The 12977-nt window shown below is 43.4% G+C and carries 14 protein-coding genes; 6 read left to right on the top strand and 8 right to left on the bottom strand.

All coding sequences use genetic code 11. From position 1 onward, the window contains the following. Positions 1-65: 65 nt before the first annotated feature. Genes DKT73_RS02490 through topA form a run of 3 tightly spaced genes read right to left on the bottom strand, consistent with a single transcriptional unit; the run spans position 66 to position 3429 of the window. Positions 66-332: a hypothetical protein gene (locus tag DKT73_RS02490; RefSeq protein WP_111636997.1), complete on the bottom strand. Its 267-nt coding sequence runs from the start codon at positions 330-332 to the stop codon at positions 66-68. 2 nt (positions 333-334) lie between these two features. Beyond that, a complete protein-coding gene (locus DKT73_RS02485; RefSeq protein ID WP_111636996.1) occupies positions 335-805 on the bottom strand; it encodes a DUF6586 family protein in 471 nt (156 codons plus the stop codon). Next, positions 802-3429 (bottom strand): type I DNA topoisomerase, encoded by a 2628-nt coding sequence (gene topA, locus DKT73_RS02480; RefSeq protein ID WP_111637178.1) that lies wholly within the window; start codon positions 3427-3429, stop codon positions 802-804. Before topA ends, DKT73_RS02485 begins: the two co-directional genes overlap by 4 nt. Positions 3430-3617: 188 nt before the next feature. Here topA and DKT73_RS02475 point away from each other — a divergent pair, with 188 nt between their 5' ends. Beyond that, positions 3618-4370: a DNA topoisomerase I gene (locus tag DKT73_RS02475; protein ID WP_111636995.1), complete on the top strand. Its 753-nt coding sequence runs from the start codon at positions 3618-3620 to the stop codon at positions 4368-4370. A 31-nt stretch (positions 4371-4401) separates the two neighbouring features. Here the strand turns inward: DKT73_RS02475 and DKT73_RS02470 are convergent, their stop codons facing one another. After that, positions 4402-4890, bottom strand: a complete 489-nt coding sequence (locus DKT73_RS02470; RefSeq protein ID WP_111636994.1) for a hypothetical protein — start codon at positions 4888-4890, stop codon at positions 4402-4404. Between the two features lie 65 nt (positions 4891-4955). Between DKT73_RS02470 and DKT73_RS02465 the strand changes: the two genes are divergently transcribed. Then, positions 4956-5390, top strand: coding sequence for a universal stress protein (locus DKT73_RS02465; protein WP_111636993.1), 435 nt, complete (start codon positions 4956-4958; stop codon positions 5388-5390). Between the two features lie 93 nt (positions 5391-5483). Here the strand turns inward: DKT73_RS02465 and cysS are convergent, their stop codons facing one another. Together cysS and DKT73_RS02455 are read right to left on the bottom strand one after the other, a co-directional pair. Continuing rightward, positions 5484-6866, bottom strand: coding sequence for a cysteine--tRNA ligase (cysS, locus tag DKT73_RS02460; RefSeq protein WP_111636992.1), 1383 nt, complete (start codon positions 6864-6866; stop codon positions 5484-5486). A gap of 4 nt (positions 6867-6870) precedes the next feature. Then, entirely contained in the window at positions 6871-8544 is a 1674-nt protein-coding gene (locus DKT73_RS02455) for a glutamine--tRNA ligase/YqeY domain fusion protein (protein ID WP_111636991.1), read from the bottom strand. Positions 8545-8978: 434 nt separating this feature from the next. Here DKT73_RS02455 and queC point away from each other — a divergent pair, with 434 nt between their 5' ends. From queC to DKT73_RS02435, 4 genes are all read left to right on the top strand, one after another. Continuing rightward, a complete protein-coding gene (queC, locus tag DKT73_RS02450) occupies positions 8979-9638 on the top strand; it encodes a 7-cyano-7-deazaguanine synthase QueC (RefSeq protein WP_111636990.1) in 660 nt (219 codons plus the stop codon). Positions 9639-9810: 172 nt separating this feature from the next. Next, the gene (gene queE / locus DKT73_RS02445; RefSeq protein ID WP_111636989.1) at positions 9811-10461 is read left to right on the top strand and encodes a 7-carboxy-7-deazaguanine synthase; all 651 of its coding nucleotides are present in this window, start codon (positions 9811-9813) and stop codon (positions 10459-10461) included. Positions 10462-10501: 40 nt separating this feature from the next. After that, the gene (locus DKT73_RS02440; protein ID WP_111636988.1) at positions 10502-11005 is read left to right on the top strand and encodes a peptidylprolyl isomerase; all 504 of its coding nucleotides are present in this window, start codon (positions 10502-10504) and stop codon (positions 11003-11005) included. After that, on the top strand, positions 11005-11784 hold the full coding sequence (locus DKT73_RS02435) for a UDP-2,3-diacylglucosamine diphosphatase (RefSeq protein WP_111636987.1): 780 nt from the start codon (positions 11005-11007) through the stop codon (positions 11782-11784). The genes DKT73_RS02440 and DKT73_RS02435 overlap by 1 nt, the downstream gene beginning before the upstream one ends. 111 nt (positions 11785-11895) lie before the next feature. Here DKT73_RS02435 and DKT73_RS02430 read toward each other — a convergent pair whose 3' ends face one another. After that, positions 11896-12210: a hypothetical protein gene (locus DKT73_RS02430; protein WP_232827761.1), complete on the bottom strand. Its 315-nt coding sequence runs from the start codon at positions 12208-12210 to the stop codon at positions 11896-11898. Between the two features lie 131 nt (positions 12211-12341). Beyond that, a complete protein-coding gene (gene miaE / locus DKT73_RS02425; protein WP_111636985.1) occupies positions 12342-12953 on the bottom strand; it encodes a MiaE family protein in 612 nt (203 codons plus the stop codon). Between the last annotated feature and the right edge of the window lie 24 nt (positions 12954-12977).

Raw genomic sequence — 12977 nt, 5'->3', positions numbered from 1 at the left:
ACACACGAATAAAAAAGCGAAGCCTATGCATCGCTTTTTTATTCGTGTTCACATCCGCTCACAGATTAATGCAAGATTTTGGGTCGAAACTCTTCATCATCAAGATAATCTGAATCTTCATCAAAAAAAGTATCTTCAGAATAAACAAAGTCTATACCAGCATGAAACATGCACTTTGCCAGCTCAAAATAACGATTTTTCAGATAAGACCGAGTGTCATCTGGAATCTGCAATATCGCCAAAGGAACGGTTTCCTCACCATCCTCGCTGGCTGGACGAAGTACGATATCACCATTCTCCAGCTCAACAATTTCTAGGTAGGATTCTTTCATATTCAATACTCTGATGACTCTTCTCTAAAACGCAAAACCAGCTCGACCAACTTGGTCAAATATAAACTCACAGACGCTCCGTTATCACTACCGCGACCAATCAAATTATCACTCTGAACGGAGGAAGACATGGAAGCTCGACACTCAAACTGCACTAAGTAAGCTTGGTTTAACTGGTAACACCAAGATTCAGAGCGTGAAAATAGATCCGCTAACTCAGCCAGTACGGGCACCATGATCTGTTTCTTTTCAGCCTCTTTCAGCAAACTCGCCACATCCAAAGAACCCGATAAAGAATAAGCCGTCGACACTTCTTTTAACAAACCATTCAATGCACTTCTTAATTGAAAAATAGCCGAACTTTCAAGACCAACATTCAGCCATGCCTCTTCACTGATTTGACTTTGCTGGATAAAACGTCTTGCCGTATCCAGCTTTTGATTCGTCAGACTCGCTAGGGTGACACCACTCATTTTTTCTTACCTTCTTCAATCACCCATTTAGAGCCAACGTAAAATGCCTTCCAGCCCGTTGGTTTACCCTCTTCTTCTGTCATCACATACTGCTCTTTTGTCTTACGACTGTAACGAATAATGGCAGGACGACCTTCAGGGTCTTTTTTTGGCGCATCGGCAAAAAAGTGATATTTAGGATCAATTTGATCCATGTAAGGAAGCAGCTCTTCTACCAATGGAGCACGCGTTTCACGCTTACGTGGAAATTGACTGGCCGCTAAGAACAATCCCGTTGCGCCATCACGAAGTACGTAATGATCTTCTACTTTCTGACAAGCAAGATCTGGCATAGGAACAGGATCCATCTTCGGCGGCGCGGCTTCACCACTCTTCAGTAGTTTACGAGTATTTTTGCACGCTTCATTAGTGCACCCAAAATACTTACCAAAACGCCCCGTTTTAAGCTGCATTTCTGATCCACACTTATCACATTCCAGTGTTGGACCATCATAGCCTTTTATTTTGAATGCACCCGTTTCCACTTCATAACCCGAACACGCCGGATTATTACCACAAACATGCAACTTGCGATGCTCGTCCATTAAGTAACTGTCCATGGCCGAACCACAAATTTTACAGCGATGCTTATTAATAAGAGCCTTTGATTCCGCCTCTTCATCATCCACGGCAATCGCTTCATCGCCACGTATTAGGTTAATTGTTGCTTTACAGCGTTCTTTTGGCGGCAGCGCGTATCCAGAACAAGACATAAACACGCCAGTACTGGCGGTACGAATTTGCATAGGACGAGAACAAGTTGGACACTCAATATCAGTCGGAGTCGGCTCGTTCAGCATCATCCCACTATCAGGTGATTCTGCTTTGGCCAATACAGAGCTAAAATCTTTATAAAATGCATTCAGCGTTTTAATCCAATCTTTATGCCCTTCTGCAATATCATCCAGTTGCTCTTCCATTTGTGCCGTAAAACTAAAATTCATCAACGAACTAAAGCTGTCAACCAAACGCTCAGTAACAATATCGCCCATTTTTTCAGCGTAAAAACGACGATTTTCTACTCGCACATAGCCACGATCTTGGATAGTAGAAATAATAGAAGCGTACGTTGAAGGTCGACCAATACCACGCTTCTCCAACTCTTTAACCAAGCTGGCTTCACTGAATCGCGCAACAGGTTTGGTAAAGTGTTGCTCAGGCAACAGCTCTTTAAGGAGCAAATATTCTCCCTGACCAACATCAGGTAAGATATTGTCTTCCCCTTTTTTTGCCACCGTATGCATAGCACGAGTATAACCATCAAAACGCAAGATACGTCCTTTGGCCTTAAATTCATAATCTCCAGAGGTAACCGTAATAGTCGTTGACGTATATTCCGCTGGCGTCATCTGACACGCCATAAACTGACTGCGAATTAAGTCATACAAACGATGCGCGTCTTTTTCCATGCCCTGCAAATCATCAACACGGACCGTCACATCAGAAGGTCGAATGGCCTCATGGGCCTCTTGCGCACCTTCTTTGCTGCTGTAACGAATAGGCTCTTCAGGCAAATATGCCTCACCAAAATTAGACAGTATATAGCCTCTTAGCGCCTCCACAGCATCGACACTCAAGTTTGTCGAGTCAGTACGCATGTAGGTGATATAACCGCCTTCATACAAGCGCTGAGCAAGCATCATGGTCTTTTTAACGCCATAGCCTAAACGCGTGCTGGCCGCTTGCTGTAGCGTAGACGTAATGAAAGGTGCGGAAGGTTTACTGCTGGTTGGCTTGTCTTCTCGACTGCTAACAAGATATTTAGCATCGCTCAAACGCGCCACATGCTCGTCAGATTGCGCCTTGTTAACAGGACGATATTCTTTATCTTGATATTTCGCCGCCTCGAACTTAATCACCTCTTTCGAAGGCGTTGCTAACATCGCGTCGAGTTCCCAAAACTCATCTGGGACAAACGCACGAATCTCTTTTTCACGTTCTACGATCAGGCGGACAGCCACGGACTGTACGCGACCAGCAGACAAACCTCTTGCCACCTTCGCCCAAAGCAATGGCGACACCATAAAACCAACCACACGATCTAAGAAACGACGTGCTTGTTGGGCATTAACGCGGTTCATATCCAATTCAGATGGCGTTTCGAATGCTGCTTTAATCGCCTTTTTGGTAATTTCGTTAAACACCACACGCTTGTAACGACTGTCATCACCGCCAATGGCTTCGCGCAAATGCCAAGCAATGGCCTCTCCCTCTCTATCCAAGTCGGTTGCGAGATAGATGGTGTCAGCATTTTTAGCCAGACGTTTTAATTCATCGACAACTTTTTCTTTGCCTGGCAAAATTTCATAGTGTGCTTTCCAGTTGTGTTCTGGATCCACACCCATTCGAGAAATTAACTGCTGACGTGATTTACTACTTTTATACTCAAGTTTTTCTTCTGGACTCATTTTGCGCGTCAAAGCCGCTTGCTTTGCGCGTTCTTGAGGCGTAGAGGTGGCAGTTGTACCTGTTGGCAAATCTCGAATGTGTCCTACACTCGATTTTACAATAAAGTCGTTGCCCAGGTATTTGTTGATGGTTTTCGCCTTAGCCGGCGATTCCACGATAACCAGTGATTTTCCCATTGAACTGTGTAAGCCTTTTAATAAAGTAGGTCTGCAAATCCACGTTGCACGAAGTTTCATCTCTAGGGGCGCTGATATTAAGCAAACACCTTTTATATGACAAGCGATCCCTGTATTGTTTCACATTAAATCTTGCTGAACTTAGTATTTCTTATTTAACATACTGAATTCATTGCTTAAGGACAATCATGGCTACCCTTCAAATATTAACAATTGCATTTTTGATCATCATTGTGCTTTTGTCTGTGGTCATTGGATCACGCGCACACCAAAAAGAAAAAGAAATTACACAACGGCGCATAAAACAACTGCAACTTTCCAACCGAGCCGATCGCGCCGAGCAACACATCCGCGGTTTAAAAGATATTAACACAGACACCATCGCGACGGATGTGCTTTATGACTTCTATCTAGACACACTTCGCGAGCTTCTGCAATATTCGGACGACCCAGAGAAAATAGAAATCCGCATCGCCACGGCTGAAGAAAATCGTAACAATGATCCACTTGTGTTTAATCCGGAACCCGATTTATTCAGTTTCCAGGAAAAAACCAATTACAGAGAACGCCTAACCAAACTGGCCAAAATGCTGCTCTATCTTCGCCGCAAAGGCCGCATCAGCCACTCCCATTACCAAGCATGTTACGAATATTTGCGCTGGCTCAACCTATGGATTCAATTGAATCGCCAAATAGTTCAAGCCAATAAAAATTTTGCCAGTGGTGATATGCGTGTTGCACAAACACTCTATGGCGTCATTCTGTCGCATCTTAAATCGGATGCGACAGAGCGACCAGAAAAAAACACGTTAAAAAATTTTGTCACAGACAGAATTCGACAGATTTTATCGCCCAAACTTGAAGCGATAAAAGACAGCGACAACCCAGAGGAAGTGCTGAGCGAGTTACTACACAACCTAGACGCTAATCAAAAGACCTAGTCAAACATCAGCAAGCGCTGTCATTACGCCACTATACGGTGACGTTTTTCAACTCTACCAGAGAAAAAAGCAGCTTTGCCAGTTCGTCTAATGACTCTTGGTCTGCAACCTCTTGCCAATAAAATGTGACGTACTCTGGTGTGATTTTTATAGCCGTGAGTAAACGCCCATAACGCTCTAAGATGCTTTTGGACGCCACATCAAACTCAAACAACTCACTAGACCACCACCCATCCGCCACAGGGTGATATTTCCAAACCTCAAATGGCAATAACAAAAGCTGCTTTGGCAAAGAAACAACTGGCTTTAAGCGATAAAAAGAATAAGCGACTGTTTTTTGTCGATTGGTTGTCTTATCCCACTTGTCAGGAAGATCAATTGATGTAAGCTGAACAGTAAGGCCAAGTTTTCGAGCATGCATGCGTAACGCCATGCGCTGACGCTCTTTTTTGGGCGGCATAATCCATAATGCAGAGCCCATTAATGATAACGTAATAAAAATAACAATAAGAGCAGTCATATTTTCATGTCTCTCTAGTTTTCAACTAAAATAAGTTAATCAAGCCAATTTTTTGGAGGTGTTCTATGATGTATAACAGAATTCTACTTGCTGTTGATCTAACGGATGAGAGTATCAAGGTGGCCAATAAAGCCGTCGCCTTATGTAAAGCAACGGGCGCTGAACTGACCATACTCCACGTCATTGAATCACTTAATTATGCCTACGGCGGTGATGTACCAATCGACATAACAGACATTCAAGCCCAGCTACAAGAAACCGCTAAAGAACGTATTGCCATCTTAGAAGCCCAATTGGATGTTCCTGTTCGAGAAAGCTGCATCTCTCAAGGCGGCATAGAAAGTGAAATACACCGCATTGCCGAAGAAAAAAGAGTCGATCTTATCGTGGTAGGAAGTCATGGTCGCCATGGTCTAGCACTTTTATTGGGATCGACCGCCAACGGTGTCCTTCATGGCGCACCCTGTGACGTATTGGCCGTCAAAGTTGTGAAAGATTAATTCAACACAACAATGCAATAAAAAGGCGATGATATCATCGCCTTTTTATCTATTTTAGCTGACTCTTTTTCATCTACTTTGGCGAAATTTCACTTAACTTCTGGTCCACGTAGTTCCTTCACGACTGTCTAAAAGCTCAATCCCCTGACTGGCTAATTCGTCACGAATTTCATCGCTGCGCGCAAAGTTTTTATCCTTGCGAGCTTGCGCTCTTTCGTCGATCAAAGCCTGTATTCTCGCTTCATCCAAGCCGTCGGATACCGTACTATTTTGCAAAAAATACTCTGGGTCTTGGTATAACAACCCCAGAAGTTCTGCCAAAGCACGCAACTCTGCCGCCAACAATGGCGCTCGGCCAGTTTCCTCAGCCTTCGCTTTATTCAACTCTCGAACCAATTCAAATAAAACCGATACCGCGACGGCCGTATTGAAATCGTCTTTCATTGCCTCTTCAAACCGCGCCGTAAACTCGGTCGGCTCATAAGATTCGGCAATGGATTGTTGACGTAATGCGGTGTAAAGACGCTCCAGCGCTACTTTCGCATCTTGCAAACTTTGATCAGAATAATCAATGGCACTGCGATATTGACTAGACACCATCAAATAGCGAACCACTTCAGGGTTAAACTTCGCCAACACATCACGTACCGTGAAAAAGTTACCCAAAGATTTGGACATTTTTTCGTTGTTAACACGAACTGCACCACAGTGCATCCAGTAGTTAACATACTCTTTACCTGTTGCCGCTTCTGACTGAGCAATTTCATTTTCATGATGCGGAAACTTCAGATCCGGTCCGCCACCATGAATATCGAAATGACTACCAAGGCAGTTCGTCGACATGGCAGAACACTCAATATGCCAACCAGGACGCCCCTCCCCCCATGGAGAAGACCAAGATACCTCACCGGGCTTTGCTTGCTTCCATAACACAAAGTCTGCAGGATGTTCTTTGGCTACTTCAACATCAATACGTGCACCAGCCAACATATCCTCTAACTTACGATTATTTAATTTACCGTAATCTTTGAATTTGGTGGCGCGATAATAAACGTCACCCGAAGTGCCTTGATAAGCAAACCCTTTATCGATAAGGATTTGCACCATATCGATAATTTCCTGCATAAACTCCGTCGCTTTTGGCTCACGATCCGGCATTTTATTACCGAGACGCAATTCGTCTTCACGCTGGGCCGCAATCATACGCTCAGTCAAAGACTGTGTAGACTCGTTATTTTCTTCCGCGCGCTTGATGATCTTATCGTCAACATCGGTAATGTTACGAACATAATTCAGTTCATAACCAAGATGTCGAATAAAACGCGAAATAACATCAAACGAAATCATCGCACGAGCGTGACCGATGTGACAGAAGTCATACACAGTGTTACCGCAGACATACATACCCACTTTGCCTTCCACAATGGGTTTGAAAATTTCTTTCTTCCCACTCAGGGTGTTGTAAATCTTCAACATGCGCTTAATTTCCTTTTGCTTCAATTTTCGCCCAAGAATCACGTAACGTTACCGTGCGGTTAAATACCATGCCCTCTTCTTTTAAGTCGCGACAGAAGTAACCTTCGCGTTCAAACTGGAAACCTTGACCTTTGTCAGACGCCAACAAAGAGGGTTCGACTTTGGCATTGGTCAACACAGCCAAAGAATCTGGATTAATGAAGTCTAGGAAGCTTTTATCTTCATAATTCGCATCTGGCGCTTCATTCACGAACAAACGATCATAAAGATTCACCGTCGCATCAACGGCATGTTTCGCACTTACCCAATGAATCACACCATTTGGCTTATAATCTTGCGGATTCACCCCAAGGGTATTTTCATCGTAGCGACATAGCAGCTCAACAACGTCGCCAGCTTCGTTTTTAATTGCTTCATCACAGGTAATGACGTAACCACCACGAAGACGAACCGCGCCATCCAGCGTTAGACGTTTCCATTTACGAGGCGGCACTTCAGCAAAATCCGCTGCATCGATGTACAACTCTTTGCTGAACGGCACTTCACGCGTGCCCGCTTCTTCGTTTTTAGGATGATTACTCACTGTGAAGATTTCTTCTTTGTCAGCTGGGTAGTTAGTCAAAGTTACCTTAATAGGATTAAGAACAACCATGACACGATTCGCACTCGCATCCAAATCTTCACGAATAGCGTGTTCTAGCATACCAACGTCCACAATACCGTCAGACTTAGTCACACCAATACGCTCACAAAAATTGCGGATCGACAACGCCGTGTAACCACGACGGCGCAAGCCCGAGATAGTTGGCATACGAGGATCATCCCAACCATGAACGTGCTTTTCATCCACTAGCTGCTTAAGTTTACGCTTACTCGTCACAGTGTAATTTAAGTTCAGACGCGCAAATTCAATCTGCTGTGGATGAGCCGTATTTAAGGTTTCCAACACCCAATCATACAATGGACGATGATCTTGGAACTCTAGCGTACAAACAGAATGCGTAATATTTTCCAATGCATCAGATAAGCAATGTGTAAAGTCATACATTGGGTAAACGCACCATTTATCACCGGTTTGGTGATGGTGAACATGACGAACACGATAAATAATCGGATCGCGCATATTGATGTTTGGACTGGCCATATCAATTTTGGCACGTAAAACCACGTCGCCATCTTTGTATTTACCGTTCTTCATGTCCATAAAAATAGCCATGTTTTCTTCAACGGTACGATCGCGGAATGGGCTGTTCTTGCCTGGCTCTTTCAGCGTGCCACGGTATTCGCGCATTTGCTCAGCATTGAGCTCGCAAGCATAAGCCTTACCAAGCTGAATAAGCTGAACCGCAAAATCGAATAACTCGTCGAAGTAGTCAGAGGCAAACTTGGGCTCACCACTCCATTCGAAACCAAGCCATTCCACATCGCGTTTAATAGATTCTATGTATTCAACACTTTCCTTTTCAGGGTTGGTGTCATCAAAACGTAGATTGCATTGACCGTTGTAACGCTGCGCTAAGCCAAAGTTAAGACAAATGGATTTCGCATGACCAATGTGTAAGTAGCCATTTGGCTCAGGTGGAAAGCGCGTAAGAACCTTACCGCCATGCTTGCCTGATTCGTTATCTTTATCAATGATTTGGGTAATGAAATTACCTGGTTTAGACGTTTCTGACATGTTTGATGTAAGTCCCGATAAGTGTTGTTCTAACAATATTGTTACTTTGATCGGCAAGTATATAGCATTTAGGTTTACATGGGATATTGAGGGGAAAATCTTTTCGGCCTTTTTCTCTTTTTTATAAGGAAAATCCGCATTTCATGACACAAAAGACCATAACACAACCAAAACAGTATGCCGCTGATGTCATAGAGAAACACCTAAAAGCCAAGCTTTACAAAAACAACCGCTTATTCTTGACCCTGCATAAAAATCAGTAGTGCAATCATCCCCATTAAACCAGCCAACGCCACAAAATCTATCATGGTTAACCTGACTTGTTTCCTCTTAGATTTCTAGTTTGTCCCCCAAAGCCTCTGCTATACTCCGCGTTTTATCAACTCTCACCTTAATCACCGCGGTTATTAAGGCTTATTTCGAGGAACCAAAAGATGTCTGAAAAAGCCGTCGTTGTGTATTCAGGAGGAATGGATTCATTTACCGTTCTGAACACAGCCATTGATAACGGACTGGATGTTTATGCTTTATCCTTTAACTACGGACAAAAGCACAGCAAAGAATTAGAAGTGGCAGCACGTGTCTGCAAGGAACTGGGCGTTTCTCATAAAGTGGTCGACATCACCGCCATTAACAGCTTAATGGCCAACTCATCGCTCACTGGCGATGCACACATTCCAGAAGGCCATTATCAAGACGACAACATGAAGTCTACTGTCGTACCCAATCGCAATATGGTTCTGCTCTCTATGGCAATTGCCTATGCCGTTTCATTAGAAGCAAGCAAAGTCTATTACGGTGCGCACTCTGGCGATCATCATATCTACCCTGATTGCCGTCCAGAATTTGTGGAAGCCATGAACGCGGTATCTAAAATAGCCAACTATCAATCGGTGGAAATCGTCACACCGTTTTTGCATTCATCGAAAGGCGAGATTTTAAAAGCCGGATTGGCTATGAATCTTAACTATGCCAATACATGGACATGTTATAATGGACGGGAAAAATCTTGTGGCAAATGTGGTGCTTGCTACGAACGTTTAGAAGCGTTTGCAGAACAATGCCAAACAGATCCTCTGGACTACGAAGCTTAAACAAGAAGCTAGACAAAGAATTATTCCTGATTTTAGTGTGTTTGTTTTAGTGCCGATTGGTTTTTGTTCCACAAATTCCCAGTTTGGCGATTAAATTATCAACTAAAGTTATCACCCTTACCTCGACTGTTTTTCGAGATGCTGCTTGTCAGTATGTAATAGGTATAACCAAATGTATTCTATTAAAGAAGCCTTTTATTCGTTACAAGGCGAAGGTGCGCATGCTGGACGCCCTGCTCTATTTTGTCGTTTCACCGGCTGCAATCTATGGTCTGGTCTTGAAAAAACGCGCGCAAAATCCGAATGCCAATTCTGTGACACCGATTTTATTGGTACAGACGGGCAGCATGGCGGAAAATTTAACACCGCCGAACAATTACGCTCCCATATCGATGCTCTTTGGCCTGAAAACCAAGGACATAAATACGTTGTTTTTACGGGCGGTGAACCCGCGCTTCAACTGGATACCGAGCTGATTGCTGAGATGAAGCGACACGGTTATACCATCGCAATTGAAACAAATGGCACAATGGCATTACCTCAAGGGATTGATTGGATATGTGTTAGCCCAAAAACCGCCAAGCCTTTGATAGTCACCAAAGGAGATGAGCTCAAGTTGGTGTATCCGCAGTCACATATCTCGCCAGAGTTATTTGAAACATTGGATTTTTCGCATTTTTACTTACAACCAATGGATCAAAGTCACTTAACAGCCGATCAAATTCCACTTATAGACACCCAACAAGCCACTTTGCACTATTGTTTATCGCATCCAAGGTGGCGTCTGAGCTTACAAACACATAAAATGCTCAACATTGATTAGATAAACGACACTTTACTATTAATTAAACAAGGAATCTTAAATGATCATTCTACACACAAATCACGGTGACATTCACGTTGAACTGGATTACGAAAAAGCGCCAAAATCTGCGAAAAACTTCGAAGACTACGTGACATCAGGCTTTTACAATGGCGTTATTTTCCACCGTGTGATCAACGGCTTCATGGTTCAAGGTGGCGGCTTTGAACCCGGCATGACACAAAAACAATCTCGCACCGCGATTGAAAACGAAGCGGATAACGGCCTCAAAAATGAAATCGGCACATTGGCGATGGCTCGCACAATGGATCCACACTCTGCTTCAGCACAGTTTTTCATCAACGTAGCAGACAACAGCTTCCTAAATCACCGCAGCAAGACGCCAGACGGCTGGGGCTATGCAGTATTCGGTAAAGTAACGGCCGGAATGGATGTCGTAAACAAGATCAAAGAAGTGAAAACGACGATGAAATCAGGACACCAAGACGTTCCTGCTGAAGACGTTATCATCGAAAGTGCAGAACTGGTAAAAAGCGAAGGCTAATGATTCGTTATTTTATATCTGATCTGCATTTAAGCGACAATCGTCCGGATCTTATCCGGGCGTTTGTCCAAATGACAAATTCCTTAATTGCTCGCCAAGAAACCGCTGAACTTTATATTTTAGGGGATTTCTATGAAGCTTGGATCGGTGATGACTTCCAGTCCGATTGGAACAATCAAATAGAAAATGCACTGGTAAAGCTCACACAAGCTGGTATCACACTGTATTTTTTACATGGCAATAGAGACTTCTTAATTGGGCAAGATTGGCTGACTCGTGTCAACGCGACCTTTCTACAAGAACAAACACAACTTTCTCTAGACCAATGTTCTATCCTCCTAACCCATGGTGACGAATATTGCTTAGACGATACAGAATACCAAGCCTTTAGAAAAACAGTACGATCTAAACCTTGGCAAGAACACATCTTAGCCATGCCATTAGAACAGCGTATTGCACTCGCAGCCCAACTGCGTAATGACAGTAAATCCATGGCAACAGAAAAATCCATGGACATCATGGACGTTACTGCCAATGCGGTAAAGTCTTCTTTGGCACATCATCAATGCCAAACGGTTATTCATGGACACACACATCGTCCAGACATCCATAAAGCAGATGATTATTTACGTTGTGTACTGGGAGACTGGGACAAAGCTATTTGGCTGGCAAGCATCCAAAACGATGTTTACCGTCAATATAACGCGTCAGTAGAAGATTTTTTGCAAAATGGATTATCTTCATTAAAAGAAATACACCAAGCAAACCTTTGCTTCTAACGAGTGATTAGAAAACAGCAACAAGGACAGCCCTAGCCTTCACCTTGGCTGGGGCGTTTTTCTCAGAAATCATAGCCAAAGGCAACACTTAGCTGTGACATCAACGCTTACTCAGCGTTTTAACAACTGCCTAACCCAAACAGTTTCCTCCGCATTACGAGACCGACTAAACTCAACATTCCGGTTATGCAACATGGCTACTGCCCGAAAAAAGGCATTATTGACGATAACCGGACTTAATTGAATGCCGTAAGCTTGCCACCAATGCTGTTGCACCTTGCAGGTTAGCAGCTGATATAAAAAATCCAACTCTAAAGACCCTTTATACATAACATCCAAATCAACAACAGGATCTACTTTTGCAATTTCTAAGGCAAGCCAGTACGTCACATCTGGGAGGGTTTCGCTCTTATGTATGCCCATCATCTTTCTCCAGCGTATCAAGTCATACGATGAGGTCTTTTTAGAACAACAATAGAAAGACCTCAAATATCAGTGTAGCAGCCTCTTAGAAACTCTCCATTAAGCAAGGGAAATAGATTGTGGCAATTTGTAACTTAATTAATGCTTGGCGGCCCGCTGTGAACACGAAATTCAACATCAGGTTCATTGATCAACTGTCGCTCCAACTCACGAAAAAAAGCCACACGCTCATCAATTGATTCATTCGCATACTCTTGCGCCAGCTCAAGGTAGTCTTCGAAGTGACGCGCTTCCGATTTGAGCAATGAAATATAAAACTTAGACAACTCTTCATCTAGATGCGGTGCTAATATGGCAAAACGCTCACAAGAACGCGCCTCAACAAATGCCCCAATAATCAAAGTATCCACTAAACGAGCAGGCTCGTGAGTTCGAATATGCTTTCGCATCCCGTCGGCATAGCGTGATGCGGTTAAATGCTCATAAGCAATGCCTCTTTTACGCATCAATTTGTGTACCTGCTCGAAATGCAATAGCTCTTCCCGAGCCAAACGAGACATTTTATGCAGCAAATTATCGCGATCCACATAACGATACATTAAGCTCATGGCTGTTGAGGCGGCCTTTTTTTCACAATGAGCATGATCATTTAATAATAAGGTTTGATTCTCTATCGCCCAATTCACCCATGCTTCAGGAGATTTGCATGGAAGAAATTCAACAAGCTCTGGGTATGCAGATAACATTACTCTACCTTTTTGTGTTAAAAA

This window comes from Marinomonas shanghaiensis (genome assembly GCF_003259175.1).
GTDB lineage: Bacteria > Pseudomonadota > Gammaproteobacteria > Pseudomonadales > Marinomonadaceae > Marinomonas > Marinomonas shanghaiensis.
Note: the sequence above shows the minus strand (reverse complement) of the source record. Positions and strands in the feature narration are given on the sequence as shown.